Annotated in this window: 21 protein-coding genes, 2 tRNA genes and 1 pseudogene; 6 read left to right on the forward strand and 18 right to left on the reverse strand. The window is 56.4% G+C overall.

Translation table 11 applies throughout. The annotated features are described in order from the left end of the window. Nucleotides 1-5 precede the first annotated feature (5 nt). From OO258_RS11570 to OO258_RS11580, 3 genes and pseudogenes are all read left to right on the forward strand, one after another. The gene (locus OO258_RS11570; RefSeq protein ID WP_266030517.1) at nt 6-989 is read left to right on the forward strand and encodes a FecR domain-containing protein; all 984 of its coding nucleotides are present in this window, start codon (nt 6-8) and stop codon (nt 987-989) included. A gap of 99 nt (nt 990-1,088) precedes the next feature. Beyond that, nucleotides 1,089-3,557: a TonB-dependent siderophore receptor gene (locus OO258_RS11575; RefSeq protein WP_266030519.1), complete on the forward strand. Its 2,469-nt coding sequence runs from the start codon at nt 1,089-1,091 to the stop codon at nt 3,555-3,557. Between the two features lie 169 nt (nt 3,558-3,726). After that, nucleotides 3,727-3,993, forward strand: a pseudogene (locus tag OO258_RS11580) (type II toxin-antitoxin system RelE/ParE family toxin); the annotation flags it as partial. Here the strand turns inward: OO258_RS11580 and OO258_RS11585 are convergent. The 8 genes from OO258_RS11585 to OO258_RS11620 form a co-directional block, all read right to left on the reverse strand. Beyond that, a complete protein-coding gene (locus OO258_RS11585; RefSeq protein WP_102886248.1) occupies nt 3,990-4,313 on the reverse strand; it encodes a helix-turn-helix domain-containing protein in 324 nt (107 codons plus the stop codon). The pseudogene OO258_RS11580 and the gene OO258_RS11585 sit on opposite strands and share 4 nt — an antisense overlap. A gap of 591 nt (nt 4,314-4,904) precedes the next feature. Then, a complete protein-coding gene (locus OO258_RS11590; protein WP_266030520.1) occupies nt 4,905-6,509 on the reverse strand; it encodes a hypothetical protein in 1,605 nt (534 codons plus the stop codon). After that, a complete protein-coding gene (locus OO258_RS11595) occupies nt 6,496-7,536 on the reverse strand; it encodes a hypothetical protein (RefSeq protein WP_266030521.1) in 1,041 nt (346 codons plus the stop codon). Before OO258_RS11595 ends, OO258_RS11590 begins: the two co-directional genes overlap by 14 nt. An 84-nt stretch (nt 7,537-7,620) precedes the next feature. After that, nucleotides 7,621-8,886 (reverse strand): hypothetical protein, encoded by a 1,266-nt coding sequence (locus OO258_RS11600; RefSeq protein WP_266030522.1) that lies wholly within the window; start codon nt 8,884-8,886, stop codon nt 7,621-7,623. A gap of 27 nt (nt 8,887-8,913) precedes the next feature. After that, nucleotides 8,914-9,423 carry a hypothetical protein gene (locus OO258_RS11605; RefSeq protein WP_266030524.1) on the reverse strand — a complete coding sequence of 170 codons (510 nt, stop codon included), beginning with the start codon at nt 9,421-9,423 and terminating at the stop codon, nt 8,914-8,916. 1,144 nt (nt 9,424-10,567) lie between these two features. Next, nucleotides 10,568-11,887 carry a tyrosine-type recombinase/integrase gene (locus tag OO258_RS11610; protein ID WP_266030525.1) on the reverse strand — a complete coding sequence of 440 codons (1,320 nt, stop codon included), beginning with the start codon at nt 11,885-11,887 and terminating at the stop codon, nt 10,568-10,570. A 163-nt stretch (nt 11,888-12,050) separates the two neighbouring features. Then, nucleotides 12,051-12,126: transfer RNA gene (locus OO258_RS11615), tRNA-Thr, on the reverse strand. A gap of 98 nt (nt 12,127-12,224) precedes the next feature. Continuing rightward, entirely contained in the window at nt 12,225-12,473 is a 249-nt protein-coding gene (locus OO258_RS11620; RefSeq protein WP_197898350.1) for a hypothetical protein, read from the reverse strand. A 520-nt stretch (nt 12,474-12,993) separates the two neighbouring features. On the opposite strand from OO258_RS11620, the gene OO258_RS11625 reads away from it, so the two are divergent. Next, nucleotides 12,994-13,263: a DUF3077 domain-containing protein gene (locus tag OO258_RS11625; RefSeq protein ID WP_016484491.1), complete on the forward strand. Its 270-nt coding sequence runs from the start codon at nt 12,994-12,996 to the stop codon at nt 13,261-13,263. 286 nt (nt 13,264-13,549) lie between these two features. On the opposite strand, the gene OO258_RS11630 is transcribed toward OO258_RS11625, so the two are convergent. The 5 genes from OO258_RS11630 to OO258_RS11650 all read right to left on the reverse strand — a co-directional run bounded on the left by OO258_RS11630 (nt 13,550) and on the right by OO258_RS11650 (nt 17,856). Then, complete coding sequence (locus tag OO258_RS11630; RefSeq protein ID WP_266030528.1) at nt 13,550-14,755, reverse strand: methyltransferase; 1,206 nt, start codon at nt 14,753-14,755, stop codon at nt 13,550-13,552. A 127-nt stretch (nt 14,756-14,882) separates the two neighbouring features. After that, nucleotides 14,883-15,572, reverse strand: coding sequence for an ABC transporter permease (locus OO258_RS11635; RefSeq protein WP_016497592.1), 690 nt, complete (start codon nt 15,570-15,572; stop codon nt 14,883-14,885). Further along, nucleotides 15,569-16,264 carry an ABC transporter permease gene (locus tag OO258_RS11640; RefSeq protein WP_110744781.1) on the reverse strand — a complete coding sequence of 232 codons (696 nt, stop codon included), beginning with the start codon at nt 16,262-16,264 and terminating at the stop codon, nt 15,569-15,571. The genes OO258_RS11635 and OO258_RS11640 overlap by 4 nt, the downstream gene beginning before the upstream one ends. Before the next feature lie 54 nt (nt 16,265-16,318). Further along, nucleotides 16,319-17,071, reverse strand: coding sequence for an ABC transporter substrate-binding protein (locus tag OO258_RS11645; RefSeq protein ID WP_019439074.1), 753 nt, complete (start codon nt 17,069-17,071; stop codon nt 16,319-16,321). 11 nt (nt 17,072-17,082) lie between these two features. Then, complete coding sequence (locus OO258_RS11650; RefSeq protein ID WP_003255746.1) at nt 17,083-17,856, reverse strand: ABC transporter ATP-binding protein; 774 nt, start codon at nt 17,854-17,856, stop codon at nt 17,083-17,085. A gap of 637 nt (nt 17,857-18,493) precedes the next feature. Between OO258_RS11650 and gabP the strand changes: the two genes are divergently transcribed. Beyond that, nucleotides 18,494-19,879: a GABA permease gene (gene gabP / locus OO258_RS11655; protein ID WP_110744852.1), complete on the forward strand. Its 1,386-nt coding sequence runs from the start codon at nt 18,494-18,496 to the stop codon at nt 19,877-19,879. A 111-nt stretch (nt 19,880-19,990) separates the two neighbouring features. Here gabP and OO258_RS11660 read toward each other — a convergent pair whose 3' ends face one another. After that, on the reverse strand, nt 19,991-20,437 hold the full coding sequence (locus OO258_RS11660; protein WP_266030529.1) for a hypothetical protein: 447 nt from the start codon (nt 20,435-20,437) through the stop codon (nt 19,991-19,993). A 241-nt stretch (nt 20,438-20,678) separates the two neighbouring features. On the opposite strand from OO258_RS11660, the gene OO258_RS11665 reads away from it, so the two are divergent. After that, nucleotides 20,679-20,906 carry a hypothetical protein gene (locus tag OO258_RS11665; RefSeq protein ID WP_110744778.1) on the forward strand — a complete coding sequence of 76 codons (228 nt, stop codon included), beginning with the start codon at nt 20,679-20,681 and terminating at the stop codon, nt 20,904-20,906. 153 nt (nt 20,907-21,059) lie between these two features. Here the strand turns inward: OO258_RS11665 and OO258_RS11670 are convergent. The 4 genes from OO258_RS11670 to OO258_RS11685 all read right to left on the reverse strand — a co-directional run bounded on the left by OO258_RS11670 (nt 21,060) and on the right by OO258_RS11685 (nt 24,805). After that, nucleotides 21,060-21,135: transfer RNA gene (locus OO258_RS11670), tRNA-Phe, on the reverse strand. Between the two features lie 90 nt (nt 21,136-21,225). Beyond that, nucleotides 21,226-21,498 (reverse strand): oxidative damage protection protein, encoded by a 273-nt coding sequence (locus OO258_RS11675; RefSeq protein ID WP_110744777.1) that lies wholly within the window; start codon nt 21,496-21,498, stop codon nt 21,226-21,228. Continuing rightward, entirely contained in the window at nt 21,495-22,562 is a 1,068-nt protein-coding gene (gene mutY, locus OO258_RS11680; RefSeq protein WP_110744776.1) for an A/G-specific adenine glycosylase, read from the reverse strand. Before mutY ends, OO258_RS11675 begins: the two co-directional genes overlap by 4 nt. Beyond that, nucleotides 22,559-24,805, reverse strand: coding sequence for an AsmA family protein (locus OO258_RS11685; RefSeq protein ID WP_266030531.1), 2,247 nt, complete (start codon nt 24,803-24,805; stop codon nt 22,559-22,561). Before OO258_RS11685 ends, mutY begins: the two co-directional genes overlap by 4 nt. Nucleotides 24,806-25,069 lie beyond the last annotated feature (264 nt).

Below are 25,069 nucleotides of genomic sequence, written 5' to 3' on the forward strand. Positions count from 1 at the left end.
CCGCCATGTACCAGGCCCAGCCGATTTCCGCCAGCGTGCGCCAGCAGGCCATCGCCTGGTATTCGTTGACCCAGTCCGGCGATATCACCGCCGAGCAAATCCGGGAGCTTGAACGCTGGCGTCAGGCCGACAGCGAGCACGAACTTGCGTGGCAGCGCATGGTGGGTTTGCCGGCGCTGCTGCGCAACAACGCTGGCGTGCTACGCGACCCGGTCGCCCGGTCTGCGCTACAACAGGCCCGCTATGTCAACGGTGACCGTCGCCAGGTATTGAAAATGTTGATGGGTGCCAGCTTGCTGGGGGCCATCGCCTGGCAGAACAGAGAAAGCCAATGGCTGCAGGGCGGTTTGGCAGACCTCAGCACCGAGACCGGAGAGCGCCGCCGTCAGGTGTTGGACGATGGCACCGAACTGTGGCTGAACACCGCCACGGCGGTGGATATCGATTTCAATGCCAACGAGCGGCGCATTTTGTTGCGGTATGGCGAAATCAACGTGCTCACCGGCCACGACCCCTTCGGCCGACCGCTGCTGGTGCAAACCGACGATGCGCTGATGCGGCCGCTCGGCACCCGCTTCACAGTACGTTGCGGGGATGGTTGTCCGGGTACGCTGCTGTCGGTCAGCAGCGGGCGCGTGGCTGCCACCCTGCGACATGGCCGGGGTCAGCGCGTCATCGACAGCGGCCAGCGCGCAAGGCTCGATAGCGAGGGGATCGTCGTCAGTCAACCGGCGGTGCAGGACGATGCCTGGATCGACGGCTTCGTGATTGCCCAGGCCACACGCCTGGACGAACTGATCGACCAGCTCGGCCGCTACCGCCCGGGCATCTTGCGTTGCGACCCGCGCGTGGCCGGCTTGCGGGTGACGGGGTCCTACCCGCTGGATGACAACGAGCGCATCCTCGCACTGCTGGAAAGCAGCCTGCCAGTGAGCATTCAACGGCGAACCCGCTACTGGGTGACGGTGGTACCGAGAGCTGGCGCCTGAAAAATATTTTCACCCTCTGCGCAGTTTTTTCGTTCTCGATTGGCTTCAGGGCATACCCCGCCAATACCGCGGTTCCTCTGACCCTTTCGGACGTTCCACATGACGCATCGAATCACCCCGCTGGCCCGCGCCATCCACCTGGCCTTCGCCACTGGCCTGACCCTGTGCAGCCTGTCTGGTAGCAATGCCGCACTGGCCCAGCCGGCGGCCAGTAGCATCATTCGTTTCGACATTGATGCGGCCCCGCTCGACCTGGCACTCAGCCAGTTTGGTCGCCAGGCTGGTATCCCTTTGTCGATCGATGCCAGCCTCACGGCCGGCAAGACCAGTCCTGGGGTCAAGGGCAGTTTCAACGTGGAGCAGGGCTTTGCCAGGTTGCTGGCTGGCACCGGTCTGAACGTATTCAGGACCGACAGCGGCAACTACCTGCTGATGCAGGCCGCTGAGCCGAGCGGGGCGTTGGAGCTGGGGGTGACGTCGATCAATTCGCGGTCATTAGGTGCAACCACAGAAGGCACAGGCTCGTACACCACAGGGCTAAGCAGCACCGCTACCAAGATGAACCTGTCGATACGTGAAACGCCGCAGTCGGTGAGCGTGATCACTCGCCAGCGCATGGATGACCAGGGGCTCAATGACATTACCGAAGTGCTGCAGCAGACGCCTGGGCTGTCGGTGCAGAGCCTGGGGAGCGAACGCTTCAACATCTATTCACGTGGGTACTCGGTAGATAATTACCAATTCGATGGCATTCCGACGACGCTGGATATCGCAACGCAAATGTCGGCGCAAAGCCTTGCGGACATGGCCATCTACGACCGTGTCGAAGTGCTGCGCGGTGCGACTGGCCTGATGACCGGCGCGGGAGACCCTTCGGCCACCATCAATCTGGTGCGCAAACGCCCTACTGAGCAATTCAAAGGCCACATCACCGCTGGCGTGGGCTCTTGGGACAAGTATCGCACCGAAGTCGACCTGTCCGGCCCGCTGACCCCAGCCGGTAACGTGCGTGGCCGCATGGTCGCGGCGTACCAGCAGAACAATAGTTTCGTTGACCACTATTCACAGGAAAAGCAGATTTTCTATGGTGTCCTCGAAGCCGACCTGACCGATACCACCCTGCTTACCGCCGGCGCCGACTACCAGAAGAATAACCCGCAAGGCTCTTCCTCCGTGGCCTTCCCACTGTTCTACAGCAATGGCAAACAGACCGATTTCTCTCGCTCGACCAACAGTGCCGCACGCTGGAGCCACAACCCGCAAGATGCCCTCAATACCTTCGCGAGCATCGAGCAGAAGCTGGCTCATGACTGGAGCTTGAAGGCTTCCGTGAACCGCATGTACATCAAGCGTGACGACTACAAGCTGGCCACCGCCAGCTGGGGCTTCCCTGACGAGAACACGGGCGCTGGCGTGCGTCTGTACGGTGGCGCGGGCAGCACCTGGCAGAAACAGACCGGCGTAGACCTGCAGGCACAAGGCCCCTTCCAGCTCTTCGGCCGCCAGCACGAGCTGATCGTTGGCTACAACTATTCGCGTTACGAGAATCGCCATACGCCCACCCGTGGTACCGGCATCGAAGGGACCTTCGTCAATTTCTACGACTGGGACAACTACACCAACCAACCTGTCATGGGTGGCGGCAAGCTCTACGATGGCGACACCGTCATTCACCAGAGTGGCACCTACATTGCCACTCGGCTGCGCCCGACCGAAAACTTGTCGGTGATCCTCGGTGCGCGCGTCAACAAGTACAACTACGACTACGACCTGACCTATCCGGCGACGCCACGCAGCAATCGCACGACGGATTACAAGGAAAACGGCGTGGTTACACCCTATGCAGGCGTGGTTTACGACCTCAACGACGTGCACTCGGTTTATGCCAGTTGGACCAGCATTTTCAAACCACAGAGCGTGCGTGACGCCGATGGCTCGACCCTTGAACCGCGTGAAGGTGACAACTACGAGATAGGTTTGAAGAGCGAATTCTTTGGTGGCCTGTTGAACACCAGTATCGCGGCGTACGAGATCAAGCAAGACAACCTTGCTGTACTCGACGAAGGCAAGACCGTCAACAACGATGGCTCTACCGCCGCCTACAAGGCAGTAAGCGGGGCGACTACCCGTGGCTTTGAAGTCGAAGCCAATGGCGAGCTGATGCCTGGCTGGAATGTTTCCGCCAGCTACAACCATGGCATCACCAAGGATCGCGACGGCGAGCGCTTGAACACCGAAGCCCCTGCCAACATGGTGAAGCTGTGGAGCACCTACCGGCTGCCGGGCGATTTCGATCGGCTGACCGTTGGCGGTGGCGCGAACTGGCAAAGCGGCACCCACATAACCGTTACGCCGAGCACGGCGATGGGCACGGTCAAGGCCAAGCAATCGCAGTTTACCGTGGTCAACCTCATGGCCCGCTATCAGCTCACCGACCAGCTTTCCACCACGCTCAACGTGAACAACCTGTTTGACAAGAAGTACATCAGTGCGTTGGACACCACGTTCTACAGCGGGTACTACGGTGAACCGCGCAATGTGATGTTGAACACGCGATACGACTTCTGAAATTAGCCACCGTGCATTGGCTTTGGGTCGAGAGCGCTCACTGGCGAATGGCGGGTATAGACCGAGGCTTTGTGAAAACCCTCCGAGCAATCGAGCTGTTCAAAACATCCTAAAAATCGCGCGTCTACGCGAAAGCTGGGTTAGTTGAGCAGCCAAGCTTTTCGGCAAAGTCTTACGTCGTATTCAGTATGACCATGACCCTGGGCGGCCGATCACGTCGCTGACGGAGTCGGTAGGGGCGGGTGCGATTGAGCTCATCATCAACGGCAGCCCTGCATTCCGATGTGTGTATGTGGCCAAATTTGCAGACATGGTCGTCGTGTTGCATTCGTTCGTAAAAACGACCAACAGGTCCGACCGGCACGCGATGCAGGTCGCCGAACAGCGGATGAGGGAGTTGAAGCAAGAACTGAGAAAAATGGGATACAGGGTTTAGCTGCCAGGCGTTTGGGTGATCACGATCTGGGGCGGTGAACCGGCATCGTTCGAGGGCAGGGTCAGGCTGGTGCGAAAGCCGAGCTTGTCCAGCATGTCCATCATGGCGTCCAAGGTGAATTTCTCGATCTTGCCATTTGCAAGTTCGGATATGCGGGATTGGGTTACGTTCAGCTTGGCTGCGGCATCATGCTGTTTGAGGCCCATTTTTTTGATGCAGTCAGTGATGAAAATGGACAAGTCCATTTTCAAGGCCATTTTGCTGGCGGTATCTGCGTCGTGGGTGGCGTGGAAAGGGCTTTCGTGGAATTGAAGCGCCATTGGCTTGCCTCAGTGAAAATATCTAAAATTTGCGATAAATCGTAGCGAGGAGAGGTTGGCGAGTCAAAGCGTTTCTGTTGAAGGGTGTGCCTGCTTTGGAACTGTGCTGTTGATCAGAGAATTGCATCAGCCTAGGGTGGGTGGGTCTGCTGCGCAGCCCATCGCAGGCAAGCCAGCTCCCACACTGATCGTGGTGGCTTCAGTGGATTTGTAAGAACAAGACGCTGGCAGGGGCAAGAGTGGAGGGCGGTACTGCGGGGGTTGAAAACAAAAAAGGCCCACCTTTCGGTGAGCCTTTCTTGATACTGCGTATGGTGCGGCACCAGGAATCGAATCGTGCGGCAATCAATTGATTTGCATGAACATTTAATTTTCATAGTGGTCGACTACCTCATAAAGTATCCTAGGTTAAAGAATTGGAACTATGATGTCTTTGCGATCAGTACGCCATGAAATAAATTCTATTGGGAAAACTTTTGCCCAAGCTAAGTGATGGTTAATAAGCTTCTAGTTTTTAGGAAAATCTTTTTATGAGTCAAGTTTAGAAGTTGGGGTGGCCACTACGTCATTGGCTACCCCTATATGCCATGATTACAATAAAATATTAAAGCTTTCGATGATTTCTGTAAATCGTTTGACATCTTCCTTGTTAAGGATCTTGCTAGTGGGTTTGCTGCTGTAATCAATTGCGTTTACGCTTTCAAATGTTGAGTAAACATTGTGCTCGTATTCTTGCTGTTTTAAGGTCGAGCTCAAAATTTTTTGACCGCCTAACTCATTGAGTCTAGTAATTGCGTAGCGCTCTTTGGCAGTAGAAAGTTCTCCGTCACGGAATGCATCAATGATAATAGGGAAGGGGTGGTCAAGTAGTTCCTTTAAACAAACTATTTTTGAAAAATAAAACTCTTGGCCCTCGCTGCCCGAGTAAACCATACCTTTTTTGGAAAAAATACCGTCAAATATTAATGTCCCTTCTGGATCCATTTCTTGATAAATGCTTTGCATTTTCTGGACTAGATCTTCGGTCAGAGATATTTTTTTAGCGGAAGATTTGATGTCTTTTTCGGACGAAGCATCTAAAATAGCTTGATTGGATATTAGGTCGGAGTTTAATTGAGATAATCGTTTTCCGATTTGTGCGTCCGCTAGTATTTCTTCATGCTTCAGCATTATCGTTTTTATGTCTTTCGGTAAAACTTCGAGTTCGCGTGTCATGACCAGTTGGTCGTTATTTATTTCGCGAGTTAGCTCCATGATGATCTCATCTTTTAATGAGATTTCACTTTTGATTGTGGTGATTACTTCGTTCCTGATGTCTTGATTGCTAACTTCAAATGCAAAATCTCGGTTCCCGTAAATGACTTTCTTGCTGCCACAATCACCGCAGGCCACTCGCCCAATTTCAAGCTCTCTGTTGAGAGAGTTTAGCTCGGATATTAGAGACTCAAGCCTTACTTTGAATGAGGTTTCCTTGTTTCGTTTTTTTTGATTTTCTGTGATACGGTCATTTATTATTGCCACTCTTCTTTTGGTTTCTTCATATACAGCCCTGTCGGTGTTTGAGTTAGCAATCTTTGAAACTTGTGGTGTTCTTTTGGCTAGCTTCTGTAGTTTAGAAAGATCTTTTATTTCTTCCTTAATGTCACTTATTTCTTTTTTTACAAAATTAAGGTGTTCGGCAGGCGCAGGAGTTAAATTTTCGTCAAATAGGGCGTACAGCATTGCTATGAAGTCGCCTTTATTGAAATACCCGCCCCCGATTACGTTGGAGGTGTCTCTGTTATCTTGAGGGAGGAAAAATAGCTGGAAAAACAGTGCCAAATCGGTTGTCTTTAAAATTCCATCTTTATTGATCTTTGGTAGGGCATAGATGTTTTCATTAAAGAATCGCTTCAGTTCGGCTACTGAGTCAAGAAGGTGCGTTTCAGAGCCTGATTTTACTAAGAAAGAGTTCCTCTTTCTAAGGAATAGAAACTCTTTTTCGTTAAAAATGAATTTGCTGTAGAAGTAGTAATCCTGATAAGTGAATCCACTGGGAAATATTGGGTCATTACCAATGGAATACATGAGGCCTTGAATGGTTAAAGTCTTGCCTTTGTTGTTGTCATCGCTAAATATTATATTGGTTCCACTGCTATATCGATTTTCAACGAAAGCCTCGTCGCGATTTCCAAATCCTGACTCAGTGAAGTGCATTTTCAAGGCCGTCCATTACGATTGAAATGAAAAATATGCCTGGCATTCCATAAAGGCTACTGTTTTCAAAGCCCTTAATTTGCTGGGCTTCTTCGTATATTTCTCTTGACGAAAAGTTAGGGTTTTTACTGATATTTAAAAGTGCGCTTTCAAGGAAGTCCCAAAAGATCACTCTCTTGTTCTTGTCAAAAAAAGCTTTGGCTATTTGCTGGTTGCAAACGAATACCAGTTCAGTAACGGAATCTTTGGAAAGTCCGGAAATTTCCGGAAGAAAATTTAATGGCATAAGTTTGAACTTGAATACGTCGTGTCCTACTATCCTGTTTATAATTAGTTTTGATAGGTCTAGGGAGTTTATGTGACGTTCAAATGCTAATGCTTCTGCAATCTTGGTTATTTTCGAGTGATGTATGGAAGAAAGTTTCTTTAATGTTTGTTGTTCCTTTATTTCTCTAAATATAGTGTTATAGAACTCATCCTTCTTAATGTTTGAGCTTTTGAAAGGTGTTATATTTTTTATGTAATCCTTGTTTGATGATTTGTCAGCGATGAAGCGAATTTTCTGAAGAAATTTATCAAGCTCTAATTCTTGGCTTGTATTTAACGCGGATAGCTCTCTACGTTTTAACCATTCTTTTTTAAGTCCTGACCTTATTTTGTCCTGTATAGGTTCCAAGTTGTCAATTCCGAACTCAGTCAGTTCAGTGCGAACTAAGTATTCGGGCTTTGGCTCAGGCATGAATAGAGCAAACTTACAGAAATTTAGGTTCGATAAGCTATTCAATAGTAGTGTAATTAATGAGCGCCCGATCTGAGAGGGGGACATGTTGGCCACCCCTTTTGATTGTATGTCCCATAGGGCACTGCTGTTTTTGTCTGTCCCAGTAACATCATTGAAGCAGTCTATGAATGCCAGTGATATTTTTTTCTTATCTTTGTCGATGCCTATTAGATAGAGTAAAGCCTTTGTTTCAAACTCGGAGGCTTTTTCTGCAGTCTTTTCCGTATACTCAAAAACATATTCCATGTGAGATTACCAAGTAATTTGGGGCTATTCACATTTTGAAAGGTGTTGTGCCGATTAAGTTTTAAGTTTTTTCGATTTGCGAGGTTAGGCCTCGCTTGCATTAAGTTCCGCATCCAAATCAGCTAGCTCTAACAGGTATCGTTCCTCTTGGAAAGCTCTCCAAAGTAAAAAACCTTTGTCTACGATCTTTAATCTAGAGCGGTTTTTGTCAAATTCGATAACTATTGGTCGAATATTTTTTTCTTGCTGCAAAGCAACCGCTCGATCAAGTGCGCCTATTAGCTTAAGTATTGAAACTTGTTTTCTGATTGGGTGTCTTTCAGATATCATTCGTCGCATAGCTTGTGCAGCTAAACCATTTTCAAAATGTTTTTCGTCAAGAGTTATCAGTGGATATAGTATCCATTTGTAGAGCTCAAGCTCAGTAGGCGCAAAACCAACACTAAATTCCATGAGGAATTTAGTGTATCTGCCAGTCTGCATTTGTAGAATTCGTTTAATTTCTTCATATATATTTAAGTTGTGAGCCACGTCGACCAATGTGTCTTGCGTACTATGGACGCCTTGGAGTTCGCAAGCCTTCATACAAATTTGCTGAACGAGGAAAACATTTCCTTTGCAATATTTTTTGACGCCTTCTTTAAAAGCAGGTGAGAATGCGATGTTTAGCAATTTCTCACTGCTCGAGAAGAGTTCGTCGATGTCTGCATCCTGCCAGAGGTCGGCGTTAACTGAGATGATGCGTCCTACTAGGTCATTATTGTGAGCCGTCAGTCTGTCATCCTCCAGCCATACGCCGACGATGATAAAGCAATATTTGCTCAACTCATGGTAGGCTTTTAATGCTTGAGAGAAGTCAGCTTGAATGCTCTCGTTAAGGTAATGAAATTCTTCGATTACTATAAATTTATTGAAGCCAACTTCTTCGAGTGCTCTCAATATGTCGTTAACACTTGACAGATCCAATTCCAAGTGTTTTTTGTTGACTTGTTTTACTGTCTCTGCGGAAAGCTCGGTGTCGCCGAGACCGATCGTCAGGTTTATTTTAGATTTTCCACTGGAGGTCAAACTTTCTGAAGCACATGTCTGATAACCGACTGCTTTTAAGATGGCTTCATGTATGTCAGCAATCCCCCAAGACCTGGAACAGGTGACAGTAATATAATCATTGCCGTCCAAGTTTTTCTTTCTGAGCGAAGTTTTGCCCTGCTTAGAACCACCATGAACTATTACATGGGTGCCTTTGGAAAGTGCGGAGATAAAATTTTCATCTACATGCGGTCTCCAAACGTAGTTCCTTGGCAAGTCTCGCGCCGTGCCGAATACTGCATCTACGGAGATTTTTGACATTTATTTCGATCATCCTTGACGAGTGTTTTAGCTTATCATTCCGAGTAGACTAGTTAGTCCAGCACCGACAACACTTGCGACTGTACCGTTATCAAATAGTTTGCGCAGTGCACCCTTAGCTTCTTCATCATTGGATTTTGCAACGGCTTCGACCAGTTGCTGCAAACTAATATTTACAGTTTGATTGTTGTTATTGCCAACTTGAACCTGCTGACCGTTTAAATTTCCAATATTAATCACGCTGGCAGCCTCTTTTGGTAAGTGTTCGATAGCTGTTAAGTTTTCAATTTTGAGTTTCGCTAGGTTTGGGTGCGGTGTGCCAATATTCATGGTTCCACCTTGAGCGAAAGACACATCAATTACTTTCAGTCTTATTTCTCGACTTCCAATTCTTTGAGTAATTATATCGCCAATGCCGACATCTAAATCAACGCTGTAGGGAATTAGTAGCGTGTTATTTGCTATATTCCTGCTGCCTTTATGCTCGCCAGAACCAATAACTAATATGTCTGGATAAGCCATAGAATCAAAATCCATTTTTACACCATGATGAAATTTAGGCGAGGTATGGTACTATGATTTCAAATTGCCATCAAATTCATGGTGCCGGCTAGCGTCCTCTTGATTTGATACACGTGGTAATAGTGCTTCTGGGCCGCCAGCGCTATTCATGTTGAGCCCGCTGTGATGCCATCTGACGTCTATGCGCGTGCGGTCTCAGTCACCATCTCATAGATAGTGATTTTTTCGGTTATCAAGCTCCCTGCTCAGCCAAGTGTCAAAGTCGCACCACGTCATCCCGCCAAGAATGCTGAGTGTTATCAGGGATCAAGGCCCCTGCGACCTGTGGGGATGTCCTCTAACGCGGGACTGGCGGCTCCTTACGTCCGGGAGCAAGGGCATCTCATGATCTGGCCTCCTGAGCACCGTTACCGGTGGGCGGGTGGAGGCTGCATTGGCTGACGAGACCGGTGCCGCGAGATCCTGAGCAGGGTGAACGCAGCAATGCGATGACCGGGGCATGCCTGACTGTCAGTCAGGTGCAGTCCATTCCTTGGCCTGCGGCACCATCATCTACATCGCTGTTGCTGGTGACATCGGCGTTTGTCACGCCGATTGTCACGAGTGAAGTTGCCGCAAAGCCAAATGCGATGAGGGCTGCAGCAGTGTTAGACGCGCCCGTCTCTTTCCAGGAGAAAGAGACGGGCGCAGGTTGGCGCACGCGAAATGGCCAAGCGGATAAGTTGCTGCTGAGCAGATGGGTAGGGTGGTTGCCGCAGGGGCAACGATATTGAGGTGGCATCCATCACATGGGTAGTGACCGTACGAGCTGCCGGATGCGAATCGTACTTGGGCTGAACCACCGCGGGAGCGGCGTGACCTTTAAGGTTCGGGTCACCTGGGGTGCTGTCATCGACAGCGCTTGCAACTCCCGGTCTACGCCTGTGGACAATATTCGTCAAGCAAAGCGATTTCAAAGATTTAGCGCCTGTGGATAAAATTATCCCCCGGTGGACATCAGTGGTTTTCCACAGACGTACTCTGTGCCAGCGGTTTTTTCTAAGGTATGGTCCTTTCAAACGGGGCGGCTTTGCAGCCCCGTTTGAAAGGACCCGCGCGGAGGAGCTTCATGCGGTGCTGTGGGTAACTTCACAGCGAGTTGAGGTGGTGGTGCGGCTGGCTACTCGGTTCCCTTGGCACTGCGAAGGCGCGTGACGTTCTGGCCCGTCTGCTTGGCAAACTCATGCGGCGTCACATGGTCCTCGCGGTTCGCCTCCAGAAACCGGCTCCACCAGGTCATGATCATCCGGCGCTCTTCGAGGAACTCAGCCTTGTGGGTATAGGCGGCGCGCACGTTGTTGCGTTCCTTGTGGCTCATCTGCCGCTCGATAGCCGTCTCAGACCACAGTCCGGACTCGACCAGCGCACTGCACGCCATGGCTCGGAACCCGTGGCCGCAGATATCCACCTTGGTGTCGTAGCCCATCGTCCTGAGCGCGGCATTCACTGTGTTCTCGGACATCGGCTTCCAAGGTTTGGCATCCCCCGCGAACACCAGGTCGAACTTGCCGGTGATCGCGTGAATCTGCTCAAGCAAGGCCACTGCCTGCGGTGATAAGGGTACAACGTGAATGTCCCCGGCCATCTTCGTACCCCTTGTGGAAAACGGCACGCCGTCCAGCGCCGGGCGGGTGTCGGGGATTTCCCAGATTCCGCGCTTGAGGTCGAATTCGTTCCAACGGGCGAAGCGCAGTTCACTGGAACGTACGAACACGTGCAGCGATAGCATCACCGTGAGGCGCGTGAGCGGGCGACCTCTGTAGTCCTCGATGCATGCCAATAGCTCTGGCAGCCGTGATAAGGGTAGTGCGGGTCGATGTGTAACCCGTGGTGCTCTGATTGATCCATCGAGGTCGTGGGCTGGGTTCGTCGTGATCAGCCGCAGCCGTTTGGCTTCGCGCATGATGCTTTGTAGGTAGTTCTTGATCCTGAGCGCCACGTCGATGGTGCCGCGCTTCGTCACGGCTTCCAGTGGCTGCATGAGGTCATGGGTGTCCAACTCAACGATTGCTCTGGCACCGATTAAGGGGAATACGTGAGTCTTCAACCGGCTGAGCACAGTCTTGGCGTGGCCGGGCGCCCACTTCGGCACCATGCTCGCGTGCCAGTCGAGCGCAACGCTTTCGAAGGTGCGGCCGTTGATCACGGCTTGGGTCTTGGTTTGTTGCTTGTACTGGATGGGATCTATGCCGTTGGCGAGCTGCTGCTTGATCTCGAAGCGCTTGCGGCGTGCGTCGCCCAGCCCGACCACCGGATAGCTGCCTAGAGCGGTCAGGCCTTCTCGGCCATCGGGTTTAACGTACCTGAGCCGCCAGCCTTTGCGGCCGTTGGGTTGCACAAGTAGATAAAGACCGTCACCGTCGAAGAGCTTGTACTCGCGCTCTCTGGGCTTTGCCGTGCGACAGGCGGTGTCTGTAAGCGGGGCAGTGGTGCGGGCCATAAGGGTAGTCTCCGATATCGAAACGGACCTCTATCCTTAAAACTACCCTTATTAGCGCTGGCTACCCTCGGAATCCGACGGAACGCCAAAACGAAAAAACCCGCCAGAAGGCGGGTTTTTCGGGGGTTCCAGAGATTTTGAAAGCTTTCTATGGAACCTTGAATGGTGCCGGCACCAGGAATCGAACCCGGGACCTACTGATTACAAGTCAGTTGCTCTACCATCTGAGCTATACCGGCAATGGGGCGTCATTATAACGATCGTTTGGCGCCTGTAAACCACTTCCTTGCGAATGTTCGCAAAAGACCTAAGTCACCGGCCCAAAAGGAGAATTTTCCTACCAGCCGCGGTGGATGGTATTGACGCTTGGCTCGCTTTTACCCGGGTTGAAGAACAGCTTGTCGTTGTCGCAGCCGCGCTTGCGGCAGGGGCTTTCGGTGCGCAGGGGCAGGCCGTTGTCGCCGCCTAGTTGCATACCGGGGTGGTTCCAGCCCAGGTTGCTGTTGGGGTGGGGCGAGGTGCCGCCGGCGCAGCCGGTGAGGGCCAGGGCGAGGGTCAACAGGGCGAGGGGTTTGGCTCGGGTCACGATGGTCAGGTCCGTTGGTCCATTGTCGGTTCTGGCGCAACGCCAGAAGGCCGCGGGGCTGGCGGGCAGCGCGCGACGTCACTTTTTAATGATTTGGGGGGCGGATGATACACCGTTACGGTGGGTGAGCATTAGCCTTGTGTTGCCTGGTGTGGCCTCTTCGCGGGTGAACCCGCTCCCACAGGGGGCCGCGTAAGCGCGGCTATCTGTGTAAGGCAATTCTGAATCATGGGGCCGAGAGCTTCAGAGTTTGGATGCTTCGGAAGTATCCTACGCGCGCCGCCGAAGTATCGCTGTTGTCGGGGAAGTGGCTCACAGATACCGTTTTCGGGTCGCTCAGGCGACCGGGTGTGAGAGCCCGACTTTGAATAAGCGCTACCTGTCATGGTGGCCGTACGTGGGCAGACCTCGGTCTGGCCGGGCTTCCTTATTCACTCGGTTTCTCACCCCGCGTACGGCTGCCGCCCCAAATCCGTGAGAAAGATTTTTGGCAGCCTCCTTTCGTGAATGAGGATTTGCCATGAAACAAGATGAGCCAGTCACCACCGCAGGCGTTGAAACCTTCCTCGCAGCCGGTAACCCATCCCTAAATCTGCTTCGCGTTCAACCCGGCGTCCCGGTGGATGCTGCCTACGAGCATGTCTCGATCCTGATGGGCTACATCAAGCACTTGGTGCGTGAGGGGGATATGGAGGATGACCATAAATTCCTGGGGGCTGCCGATTACCTGTGCGACATGGCCAAGGCGTTGATGAACGATATCGAGATCGCCAAGGGTAAGGCGCATTGAGACTGGGAGAGGGGCTGCTTTGCAGCCCTTTCGCGGCGCAAGGCCGCTCCCACAAATAACCGCGCCAACAGCGCTTGGCTAACCACAAGAAATGTTTATGCACAAGTGGCATCGGCGACTTGCGCGAAAGGCATGCCGCATCGCTACGCCGCTGGTCTTTGCGCAAACGCCTGTTTTTACTGGCCTGCAGCAGCAAGTGGGAATAAGCCAAGCGTTTGAAATAGCCCTTGGATCCAACAGGTAATCACAAGCTTGTTCACAGACTTATCCACAGGTTGTGCTGCGGCTAACGGTCACGTTCCGCGAGTATCAACAGGTTGCGCGGGGTCAGTGGGTAATCGCAAAACAGGCCTAGGCGTACGTCATAGCCTTGTTCTTCGAGGAACAGGGCGCGATCCAGCACCAGCCACAACTCCAGCGGCCGGCGGAATAGGTTGCGCACCCGCTCCAGGTTGCGGACCTCGGCCAGGCGTTGCCAGCCCGCAGCTTCCAGCATTGCCCAGTCCGGGTCGCCGCTCACTGGCAATTGCTTCAGTTCAGCCAAGTCGCGGCAGTATTGCTCGAAGGGCTTCTCCAGCCAGGCCACCGGCAGGGAAGGCGTCGGCATGTATTCATCGCTCTGGCGCTGCTGGCGTTGCAGCAGGTCGAAGCCCAGGCGCCGGGCCATCGAGGTGTCGCGCTGGCGCCGCACGCGGGCGCCGGCAGTGACGGTTTCGCTCAGGGGCAGGCCCAGATCGTCCAGCGACAGCTGCAGGCTGGACGCCTGCGCGGCTGTGGATAACGCCTGGTATTGCGGCGCGGCGATGCGGTTGTAGCAGCAGGGGGCTACGGCGAGTTGCCGGCAACCTTGCTGGCTGGCCAGTTGCATCAGGCGGACATGCAGGTCGCCACAGGCATGCAGGGCGACCACGCTTTTGTCACCCGCCAGGTGGCGGGCGCTGTCGCTGGCCATCACATCCTGATGTACGTGCTGTGCGGGCAAGTGGTGGTGTGCGCTCAGGGCCTGACCGGCACCGACCAGTTCGGCGTCGTACTCCAGGCAGGTCAGGTGTTGCCCGGGTTGCAGCAGGCGACGGCCGAGGTGGCCTTTGCCAGAGCACCAGTCCAGCCAGTGGTGGGGCGGCTCGCGGAAGGCCAGGTGGCTGGCGAAGGCTTCGATCTGCTGCCATTTGCGGCCGGGCACAGCGACGTCCAGGCGGTGGGCGGCAGGTGGCAGGTGGGTTTGCGGAAGGCTGCCGAGCGTGGCGAGCTGTCGGGCTTGCTCGGCCAGTTGCGGGAATGGGGCAGGCAAGCGGTCAGCGGCGCTGTCGGCTTCGGCGTCTGCCAGTGGACATTGGCGCAGGTGGGTGGCCAGCTCTGGGTGGGTGGCCTCCCAGGCCAGTTGCAGGGTGGTGAAGGGGCGCGGTTTCCACAGCGGTTGGTGCTCGATCAGGAACTGGTCGAGGGCCTTGAAGCGGGTGCTTAGGTGGTGGCTGTGGAGGTGGTTGGGCATGGGAAGAAGTGTGTTGGGTTTAAGGGCCTCTTCGCGGGTGAACCCGCTCCCACAGGATTAGCACAGGTTTCAAGGCCTGTGATTTACCTGTGGGAGCGGGTTTACCCGCGAAATGGCGAGTAAGGTCTCAGCGACCTTGGCAGGCATCTACGCGCAGCCAGCGCTCCAGCAGCTTGAAGCCCTGCACCAGCAAGAAGGAGATCACCAGGTAGAACACGCCTGCGGCAAAGAAGATTTCCACCGGCAGGTAGGTCCGGGCAATGATGGTACGGGCCATGCCGGTCAGTTCCAGCAGGGTCACGGTACTGGCCAGGGCACTGGCCTTGAGCATCAGGATCACTTCGTTGCTGTAGGCCGGCAGGCCGATGCGCGCAGCACGGGGCAGCATGATGTAGAACAGCGCCTTGCCACGCGACATGCCCAGCGCCCGCGCCGCTTCGATCTCACCTTTGGGGATCGACTGCAGTGCGCCGCGCAGGATCTCGGCAATGTATGCGGCCGTGTGCAGGGTCATGGTCAGCACCGTGCACCAGAACGGGTCGCGCAGGTACGGCCACAGCGAGCTGGAGCGCACCGCATCGAACTGCGCCAGGCCGTAATAGACCAGGAACAACTGCACCAGCAGCGGCGTGCCACGGAAGAAGAAGATGTAGCTGAACGGCACGGCGCGCACGTACCAGTGGCGCGAGGAGCGGGCGATGCCCAGCGGGATGGCCAGGATCAACCCGGCCACCACGGCAATGGCCACCAGCTCCAGGGTCAGCACCGCACCCTCGGCCAGGCGTGGCAGCCATTTGAAGATGACTTCCCAATTCATTGTTCAGCCCTCGCAAAGCCGCGAGCGGCGCGTTTTTCCATGAAGTACATGCCGGTCATGGCGATGACGGTCAGGCCCAGGTAGATGCAGGCCGCAACCATGTAGAAGGTGAACGGCTCTTTGGTCACGGTCACGCCGATTTGCGCGTGTCGCATGATTTCTTCCAGGCCGATCACCGACACCAGGGCGGTGTCCTTCATCAGGATCATGAACAGGTTGCCAAGGCCGGGCAGGGCGATGCGCCACATCTGCGGCAGGATGATCCGCGAGAGGATGCGGCCCTTGGACAGGCCCAGCGCCAGGCCAGCTTCACGGTGGCCCTTGGGGATCGCCAGGATGGCGCCACGGAACACTTCGGTGGCGTAGGCGCCAAAGCACAGGCCCAGGGCGATGACGCCTGCGGCGAAGGCGCTGAGTTCCAGGCCGGGCATGTTCAGGGCTTCGCCGAGGCTGTTCATCAGCCCGACGGTGCCGAAATAAATAAGCAGTACCCACAGCAGTTCGGGCACGCCGCGAACCAGGGTCGAGTAGAAGCCGCCAAGCCATTGCAGGGGCTTGAGCGGTGAGGTTTTGGCCAGGGCGCCGAGCAGGCCCAGCACCAGCCCCAGCAGCAAGGCGCAAAGCGCCAGTTTTACGGTCATCAGGGTGCCGGCCATCATGGCCGGACCGAATCCGTGCAGGTCGATATTCATGGGCAGGTCATTTTAGGGACTGGCGCGCCACTTGGGCGCGCCGGTCAGGGCGGGTCATTCGATACTGAACGGGAAGTACTTGTCGTTGATCTTCTTGTACGTGCCGTCGGCTTTGATTTCTGCCAGGGCTTTGTTCAGGTCGTCGCGCAGCTTGGTGTCACCTTTGCGCACGGCAATGCCGATCTTGTCGCTGTCCATCACTGGCTCGCCCTTGAACTCGAAGTTCGAGCCATCTTTGCTTTTCAGCCACTCGTACTGCACGTACTTGTCAGCCAGGATGCCGTCGATGCGGCCGGAGACCAGGTCCAGGTAGGCATTTTCCTGGGTGTCGTAAAGTTTGACGTCGACATCCGGGTAGTTGTCTTCAAGGTAGGTGCCGGCCAAGGTGGCGCGCTGGGTGCCGATGACCTTGCCTTTCAGCGACGCTTTGTCAGTCTTGAAATCGACGTTTTTCGGCGCGATGAACTGCAGCTTGTTGGAGTAGTACGGCTCGGTGAAGTCCACAGCCTGCTTGCGCTCGTCGGTGATCGACAGCGAAGACACCAGGAAGTCGAACTTCTTGGCGTTCAGGGCCGGGATGATGCCGTCCCAGTCGGAGGTAACGACCGAGCACTCGACTTTCATCTTGGCGCACAGGGCGTCGCCGATGTCTTTATCGAAGCCAACCACGTTACCGCTGGCATCCTTGTTGTTGAACGGTGGGTAGGCGGCTTCGATGCCCATGCGCAGTTTTTCTGCGGCCATGGCGTTTGCCGACATCACCAGCGTGGCAGCAGCTGCCAGGAGAAACTTCTTGTAGGTGTGCATGTATTGCTCCGTTAGCGGTGGCTTGACATGAATTGCTTGCAACGCGCCGAGGTCGGGTTCTCGAAGACCTGCTGCGGCGACCCCTGCTCTTCGACCAGCCCCTGGTGCAGGAAGACGACTTCACTGGACACATGGCGGGCAAAGCTCATCTCGTGCGTGACCAAAAGCATGGTACGGCCTTCTTCGGCCAATGCGCGGATAACGTTAAGCACTTCCTGGACCATTTCCGGATCGAGGGCCGAAGTGGGCTCGTCGAACAGAATGACTTTTGGTTTCATGGCCAGGGTACGGGCAATGGCGGCACGCTGTTGCTGGCCACCGGAAAGCTGGGCAGGGTAGCTGTGGCGTTTGTCGTAGATGCCAACCTTGTTCAGCAGCGCTTCGGCGGCTTCGATGGCCTCGGCCTTGCTCTGGCCGAGCACGCGGCGCGGCGCCTCGATAATGTTGTCGAGGATCGACATGTGTGGCCACAGGTTGAAGTTCTGGAAGACGAAGCCGATTTCGCTGCGCAGGCGATTGATCTGGCGGTTGTCGGCGGCGATCAGGTCGCCGTTTTTGGCAGCTTTGAGCTTGAGGGCTTCGCCGGCAACCAGGATTTCGCCCTGGTGCGGGTTCTCGAGCAGGTTGATGCAACGCAGCAGGGTGGACTTGCCGGAGCCGGAAGACCCCAGGATGGAGATCACGTCACCGTCGCGTGCGGTCAGCGAAATGCCCTTGAGAATTTCCTGCTCGCCGTAGCGTTTGTGCAGGTTGCGGATTTCCAGCGCGGGCGTGGCCTGAGCCATGTGCGGTCCTCATGTGTTCGGTGCGTTCCCAGCTGTTGGCGGCCTTCCTGGCGTGCGCCAAGCTAGCATAGCGGCATTAGGCGGCCAACAGGGTCGCTAGGGACTGTGGGCACTGGTGGGGCAGTTTGTCGCATCGCTACAGCGTAACGTCGCGCGGATGTCCGCGAAGGTCTCGCCCAGCACCAGAGCCTTGATGAAAAAAGGCGCGATGGTGCCAGCTTTAGCCCGCTCATGGAAGCGGTTTTGGCCCATTCGAGCGGTAAACCCGACCTTTAGGTCAAACGTGTTCGCAGAGGGCCGGCTGATCTGTGGACGCGTCAACAGGCTATAGGGTTGTACCTAAAGGTTGCACTTTTTGGCATTGCAGTGGTGCATGGGTGTTACCGAGGAGCACCTTTGGTGCGTTTGTAAGTGGGTATTTCAGTAATTCGATGATTTGGCGCCCTTTCGGTCAGGGTGTGGCCGAAAGCCCTCCAAACCGCGCCCTTAAAGGCCCGCAGATTTTTCTGACGAATGCATTCAGCAGGTGGCGCGCTTATTGCCAGTAGGAAACCGCCGATTGCAGCGATGCCTAGGTCAACCCCAGGCGCGCTCCGTACCGCAGTCGGAGTGGTCCACTCCTTACAAAGGTAGTTTTATGAGCGGTAACAATTCCAATGACCTCGCTCAGGGGCTCAAACAACGGCATGTAACCATGCTATCCATCGCTGGCGTCATCGGTGCCGGCTTGTTCGTAGGTTCCGGCCACGCCATCGCAGCTGCCGGCCCGGCCGTGCTGCTGGCTTATGCCGCCGCCGGTACGCTGGTTGTACTGGTAATGCGCATGCTGGGTGAAATGGCCGTTGCGTCGCCAGACACCGGTTCTTTCTCTACCTATGCCGACCGCGCTATCGGGCGCTGGGCCGGCTTCACCATTGGCTGGCTGTACTGGTGGTTCTGGGTGCTGGTGATTCCGCTGGAGGCCAACGCCGCCGCCGCCATCCTGCATGCCTGGTTCCCTGCGGTTGACCTGTGGGCCTTCTCCCTCATCATTACCCTGGCGCTGACCCTGACCAACCTGTGCAGCGTGAAGAACTACGGTGAGTTCGAGTTCTGGTTCGCCCTGCTCAAGGTACTGGCGATCATCGGTTTCATCGTTGTGGGTTGTGCGGCAATGTTCGGCTTTGTATCGGGCAGCCAGGTGAGTGGTGCCAGCCACCTGTTCGACACCCAGGGCTTCATGCCTAATGGCCTGGGCGCAGTGCTGGCCGCGATGCTGACCACCATGTTCTCGTTCATGGGTACCGAAATTGTCACCATCGCTGCTGCCGAGTCGAAGGACCCTGGCAAGCAGATCAGCCGCGCCACCAACTCGGTGATCTGGCGTATCTGCCTGTTCTACCTGGTGTCGATCTTCCTGGTCGTGGCCCTGGTGCCGTGGAACGACCCGGCTCTGGCCGAAACCGGTTCCTACCAGACGGTGCTCAGCCGTATCGGCGTGCCGAATGCCAAGCTGATCGTCGACATCGTCGTGCTGATTGCCGTGACCAGCTGCTTGAACTCGGCGCTGTACACTTCGTCGCGCATGCTGTTCTCGCTGAGCAAGCGTGGCGACGCGCCGGCCATCGCCCAGCGCACCACCAAGGCAGCGACCCCGCATGTGGCGGTACTGCTGTCTACCGCAGCGGCGTTCCTTTGCGTGTTCGCCAACTTCGTGGCCCCGGCTCAGGTGTTCGAGTTCCTGCTGGCCAGCTCCGGCGCCATTGCCCTGCTGGTGTACCTGGTGATTGCCGTATCGCAACTGCGCATGCGCGCCCAGCGTGAGGCGCGTGGCGAGAAGATCACCTTCAAGATGTGGCTGTTCCCAGGCCTGACCTGGGCGACGATTGCCTTCATCGTTGCCATTCTGGTGGTGATGGCGCTGCGTGAGGATCACCGTGCGGAGATCATCGCGACTGCGTTGCTGAGCATTGGTGTGGTAGCGGCTGGCTTGCTGGTGCACCGCAAGCGCGAAGCTGCCGGGCGGGTGGCGCTGGACAACTGAGCCACGCTAGCTGAAATGAAAAGGCCGCGCCCTGTGAGGGGTGCGGCCTTTTTTGTTGCCTGTGCTGGCCCTGTGGGGCCTGCGAGGGGCCGGTACAGGTTACCGGCCCTATTAGCCAAACTGCTTCTGTTGTTGCTGCTGCTTGGCCACCAGCTCGGAAGCGGTGATATAGGCATTTTGGAACTCATCGCTTTCCAGCCAGGCCATGGTGGCCTCTTCGTCGGCGCCGTCCAGCCATTTGCGGTAGGCGTTGAACACCAGCACGATGTAGTCGGTAGCGTGCTCTTCCTTGTGCCCCTTGAGCACCAAGGCCAGTAGCGGGTCCACCAGGAACACCGAAATCATCGGTACCAGCCCGCCGCTTTCCTGGGCTTCCTTCATTTTGCTGAACATCGCGTCGTAGCTGCCCGACTCCATGGCTTTGTTGTACACCTGCTCGACGCTGGCGCTGTCGCCGGCGCTGGCCTTGACCGCTTGGCCGCTGCGTACCATGCGGTTCTGCTTGGCCTTGCTGGCGGCGCGCTTGGCGCGTTTCTGTTGCTTGGTAGGGGTGGCCATGGGGAATCCTTGGGTGTGTCTGAAAGTGCGCGTATTGAAGCGCAATTGCCCGATAAACCCAAGCAGGGCGCCTGTGCGCTGTAGCTGGGTTAGAGGTCTGTGGGATAGATATCCCGATTATGCTGACCGTAGGCCCTGCGTAGCTTGTCTCCCGCTGCCCGCCATGTTGGCCGGCAGTTTGTCACTGCGCCAATTCGGCGTTTGTGAAGGGTGCGCACGTTTGCGCTACAAAGGAGCAGCCATGAAGTACTTTTACCTGATAACCCTTTACGGCTATAGGGCCGACGGCAATGTTTACTACCCAACCGGTTTCGCCGGTTGCGACGAGCAGCGGATCACCAAGGCTGACATCGCCGCAATTATCGAAAAAAGCAAGGCGCACGGCGAGTTCCAGCTACACAGCGTTTCTTATCTGGGGCACATGACCGAGGACGCATTCGAGCATCTTCGTTCCATGTCGGACGAGTAAGGCTCGACCCGCAGTCTGCGTATGGCTGCGGGTTTCTCGATTTCGTTCTTCCAAACCGCCTCAGGTCAAAAATCACAGACAACAAAAAACCCGCACTAGGCGGGTTTCTTGTTGTCGCTTCGGGTAACTTTGCAACCACCAGAAGCTTGAAGGTGGTGCCCAGAGACGGAGTCGAACCGCCGACACGAGGATTTTCAATCCTCTGCTCTACCGACTGAGCTATCTGGGCGACGAGGTGAATTAAATAGATTTTCTGACGGTCCGTCAACGACTTTTTGAAAAAATTTTAAATTAATTCCGTCGCTTACGTTCCGTAGGGTCATTCCGACGGTGGAACGTAGCCTTCCGCCTGCGCGTACTCTTCGCCAGCGAAGAACTTGTCCATCTCGGCCTGCAGGAATTTGCGGTCCTCTGCATTCATCATGTTCAGGCGCTTTTCGTTGATCAGCATGGTCTGGTGCTTCTGCCAGTCGGCCCAGGCCTTCTGCGAGATGTGGTCGAAGATGTCCTGGCCCTTGGCGCCGGGGTAGGGCGGGCGCTCCAGGCCTGGCAGTTCTTCTTTGTATTTGCGGCACATCACGGTGCGGGTCATCGGGCGTCTCCTGCGGTCAGTTCGTCGGCCGCGCGTTTGAGCAGCTTTTTCACCGGGGCAGCAAGGCCCAGGCGCGGCGGGGTGGCGAGGTTATACCAGAGCCAGTCGGCCTCGGTCACGTGCTCGCCAAGGGGGTCGACGCGCACCAGCCAGGGCTCGATCGCCAGCTGGAAGTGGCTGAAGGTATGGGTCAGGCCGTCCATGGCGCGGCTGCCAGCCAGGCGCAGGCCGTGCTGGTAGGCCAAGTCGTCGAGCTGGGCGATGTCGTCCAGTTCCGGCAGGCTCCACAAGCCCCCCCAAAGGCCGCTGGAAGGGCGTCGATAAAGCAGGATGGCACCGTCGTGGTTGGCCAGCAGTGGCATCAATGTGCGCCGTTGCGGCAGAGCCTTGCGCGGCTTGGGCTCGGGGTAGCGGGTTTCTTCGCCGTGCAGGTGGGCCTCGCAGCCACGCTGCAACGGGCAGATCAGGCAACTGGGCTTGCTGCGGGTGCACAGCGTGGCGCCCATGTCCATCATGGCCTGGGTGTAGTGGTTGGCGCGCTGTTGCGGGGTAAAACGCTCGGCCGTAGCCCACAGCTGGTTGGCCACCTTGGGCTCGCCGGGGTAGCCGGCCTGGGCCGTGTAGCGAGCCAGCACGCGCTTGACGTTGCCGTCCAGGATCGGTGCGCGGATGCCCATGCTGATGCTGGCGATGGCGCCGGCGGTGGAGCGGCCAATGCCAGGCAGCTCGGTGAGCTGCTCGACACTGCGGGGGAACTCGCCACCATGTTGTGCGACCACGATCTTGGCGGCCTTTTGCAGGTTGCGGGCGCGGGTGTAGTAGCCCAGGCCCGTCCACAGGTGCAGCACTTCGTCCTCCGGCGCTTCGGCCAGCGCCTGCACGGTCGGCAGGGCCTGCATGAAACGGTCGAAGTAATTGAGCACAGTGCTGACCTGGGTCTGCTGCAACATGATTTCCGACACCCACACCCGGTACGGGGTGATGCCCTGTTGCCAGGGCAGGTCATGCCGGCCGTGCTCGTCATACCAATCCAGCACAGCGCTGGAGAACTGCTCGGGGCTCATCGCTTGAACAGCCCCTTGAGTGCGTCTTTTACTTCCGGGCTCACTTTGTCTCCAAGTTTTTCATCGAGCTTTTCGTCGATCTTGTCTTTCAGGCGGTTGCCGGCCAGTTTCGCTGCTACCTTGCCCATGCCGCTCTGGTCCAGGCGGCAGGCCTTGGCGCCCAGCTCCAGTGGGCCGCGGCAGCGCAGTGGCACTTCGACGCCGGCGAAGCGTTCGTTGACCTGGCAGGCCGGATCCGGCATGGCGCGCTGGTCGCCTTCGACGATTACGCCGATGTTGTAGTCCATGCCCAGCACACGCAGGTCGAGGTCGCCATGGCCGTTGACGGTCAGGCCCGGGATACGCACCTTGAGGTCCGGGTTGCTGGCGACGCCGTTGCGTACCACCAGGCTGCCGCGCAGCTCCTGGAACGGTGTGTCCTTGCCGCGTGGTTCGCCGCTCAGGGCCTTGCGGTTGAGTGTGGCAATGGCCTGGCAAAGCTGTTGCTCGAGGTTGGCGTTGACCAGCACGCCATCGTTGATGGTGAAGTTTGCGCTGCCGTTCAGGGTGTCGACCAGTGCCTTCTGGCTGTTGCCGGTGGCTGTCAGATCACTGGTCAGGGTCAGCAGGCCCTTGACCGGTGGTGTCTGCTCCTTGCCTTCGGTCTTGATGAAGTGCTCAACCGGCACGCGCTGGATGTTGGTGTTCACCCCCAGTTGCGGCACGGCAGGGCGCACGTCGACGGTGCCCTTGGCTTCGAAGGTGCCGTTGTACAGCTCGCCGCGCAGGGTTTGCAGGGTCAACAGGCCGCCCTGGCCCACGGCCTTGAGCTGGGCACCTTCGATAGGCAATTTGTCCACGGTCAACGCGCCGAAGGCCAGGTCGGCCTGCAGGTCGAGGGCGCGCAGGCGGTCGACCGGCAGCAGCTTGTCGTCGCTCCAGGCCACTTGGGTCGGGGCGTTGGGCAGCGGCGAGTTGCCGGCACCGGCCACCGCACTGGCTTCCTGTTGCTGGACCTCGGCCTGGCGCGCAGCTGTGGCGCCCTTGGCCTCTTCGCTCTTGGCCGGCAGATAGCGGTCGGCGTCGAAGGTGTCGCCTTTAAGCTGCAGGCGCAAGGCCTGCTTGGCAACGTCTTCGACCGCCACGCGACCACTGAAGGTGCTGTCGTCCAGCTTCACCGCCAGGTCCTCAAGTGCCAGGCTGTTCGGCGTACCTTGCAGGCGGGTGACCAGCTCCAATCTGGCGAAGGCCGCCGGGTCGTTGGTGGCCGGCAGTGGGCGCCCGATGCTGTCGAGGAAGGTGCGCAGGTTGAACTGGGCGATGGACAGGCCGCCGCTGAGCTGGGGCGCCTTGTCCAGGTCACGCAGGTTCAGCTCGCCGAGCGCGCGCAACTGGTTGGCCGAGACTTTCAGGCCGTTCCACGAGGCGACATTGGCGCCCAGGTCGACCAGCAACTGGCCTTGGGCAGCGAAGGTCACGGTCTTGCCGCCGGTTGGCTCACCCGAAGTTTCGCCCGACAGGCGCATGTCTTCGAAGTTGTAGCGCTTGAGCTTGCGGTCGAAGCGCAGTTCGCCGGCCAGCTCGGTGCGGGCCTTGATATTCGGCTGGCTGGCGCTGATGAAGGCGCTGGCCTTGAGCGGGATGTTGGCGCCTTCGTGAACCGGGCCGGTGCTGAGCTGGATGCTTTCGGCGCTGTAGCTCTGGCCAGTCTTGGCATCGGTGTACTGCACGCGTGCGTTGTTCACGGTCAGGCTGTCGATGTCCAGCTTGACGGCGCGGTCGCTGCCATCGGCGCTGGCTGGCTTCTGCTCGGCAGGTGCCTGGGCTGGTGCGTCGGCGGTGCCAGCGTTCTGCGCGGGCAGCGGCTTGCCGATGTCTTCCCAGTTGCCATGGCCCTGTTCGTCACGTGCCAGGGTCAGGTTCAGGCCCTCGACGCGCACGTCGCTCATCTGCACTTCGCGGCGCAGCAGCGGCAGTACGCGTACCGAAAGGCCGAGCATCTGCAGGTCGGCGAACGGCTCCTTGGGTTTGTTCAAGGTGGCGATGCTGGCTTCGTGCAGCTCCAGGCCCAGCCACGGGAACAGGCTCCAGCCGATGTCGCCGTTGAGGGTCAGCTCGACGTGTGCCTTGTCGCGCGCCAACTGGCGAATCTCGTCTTTATAGTCGTTGGGATCGAAGAGGTGGGTCAGGGCGAAGCCCAGCGCCACGATGATCAGCAGCAACCCGAGAAGCCCCAGCCCCAGGATTTTGCCGAACGCTTTCATGGGCGAGTCCTTGTAGTCCGTTAGTGAATTCAGGCGGCAGAGTATAACGCCGCAGCGGTTGTGCCTGCTTATACGACTACAGATACAGGCCATTTCCTACGTTTGAAACAGATGCTACGGCTTTCGACAGCCATGATTTGGCTTGTTCCGAATGTTTTGGTGTATTGGCGATAGGGGCCAGTACAGGCAACAGGACCGTTTCAGCGAAGCCAAAATTAACGATATCAGATTGCTTTCACGCCACATGATGCTGCTACCCTTGCG

This window comes from Pseudomonas sp. DCB_BI, assembly GCF_026240995.1.
GTDB lineage: Bacteria > Pseudomonadota > Gammaproteobacteria > Pseudomonadales > Pseudomonadaceae > Aquipseudomonas.

Coding starts and splice junctions, on each gene's coding strand:
- OO258_RS11570 (WP_266030517.1), top strand. CDS start 6: ATGTACCAGGCCCAGCCGATTTCCGCCAGCGTGCGCCAGCAGGCCATC.
- OO258_RS11575 (WP_266030519.1), top strand. CDS start 1,089: ATGACGCATCGAATCACCCCGCTGGCCCGCGCCATCCACCTGGCCTTC.
- OO258_RS11585 (WP_102886248.1), bottom strand. CDS start 4,313: ATGGCGCTTCAATTCCACGAAAGCCCTTTCCACGCCACCCACGACGCA.
- OO258_RS11590 (WP_266030520.1), bottom strand. CDS start 6,509: ATGCACTTCACTGAGTCAGGATTTGGAAATCGCGACGAGGCTTTCGTT.
- OO258_RS11595 (WP_266030521.1), bottom strand. CDS start 7,536: ATGGAATATGTTTTTGAGTATACGGAAAAGACTGCAGAAAAAGCCTCC.
- OO258_RS11600 (WP_266030522.1), bottom strand. CDS start 8,886: ATGTCAAAAATCTCCGTAGATGCAGTATTCGGCACGGCGCGAGACTTG.
- OO258_RS11605 (WP_266030524.1), bottom strand. CDS start 9,423: ATGGATTTTGATTCTATGGCTTATCCAGACATATTAGTTATTGGTTCT.
- OO258_RS11610 (WP_266030525.1), bottom strand. CDS start 11,887: ATGGCCCGCACCACTGCCCCGCTTACAGACACCGCCTGTCGCACGGCA.
- OO258_RS11625 (WP_016484491.1), top strand. CDS start 12,994: ATGAAACAAGATGAGCCAGTCACCACCGCAGGCGTTGAAACCTTCCTC.
- OO258_RS11630 (WP_266030528.1), bottom strand. CDS start 14,755: ATGCCCAACCACCTCCACAGCCACCACCTAAGCACCCGCTTCAAGGCC.
- OO258_RS11635 (WP_016497592.1), bottom strand. CDS start 15,572: ATGAATTGGGAAGTCATCTTCAAATGGCTGCCACGCCTGGCCGAGGGT.
- OO258_RS11640 (WP_110744781.1), bottom strand. CDS start 16,264: ATGAATATCGACCTGCACGGATTCGGTCCGGCCATGATGGCCGGCACC.
- OO258_RS11645 (WP_019439074.1), bottom strand. CDS start 17,071: ATGCACACCTACAAGAAGTTTCTCCTGGCAGCTGCTGCCACGCTGGTG.
- OO258_RS11650 (WP_003255746.1), bottom strand. CDS start 17,856: ATGGCTCAGGCCACGCCCGCGCTGGAAATCCGCAACCTGCACAAACGC.
- gabP (WP_110744852.1), top strand. CDS start 18,494: ATGAGCGGTAACAATTCCAATGACCTCGCTCAGGGGCTCAAACAACGG.
- OO258_RS11660 (WP_266030529.1), bottom strand. CDS start 20,437: ATGGCCACCCCTACCAAGCAACAGAAACGCGCCAAGCGCGCCGCCAGC.
- OO258_RS11665 (WP_110744778.1), top strand. CDS start 20,679: ATGAAGTACTTTTACCTGATAACCCTTTACGGCTATAGGGCCGACGGC.
- OO258_RS11675 (WP_110744777.1), bottom strand. CDS start 21,498: ATGACCCGCACCGTGATGTGCCGCAAATACAAAGAAGAACTGCCAGGC.
- mutY (WP_110744776.1), bottom strand. CDS start 22,562: ATGAGCCCCGAGCAGTTCTCCAGCGCTGTGCTGGATTGGTATGACGAG.
- OO258_RS11685 (WP_266030531.1), bottom strand. CDS start 24,805: ATGAAAGCGTTCGGCAAAATCCTGGGGCTGGGGCTTCTCGGGTTGCTG.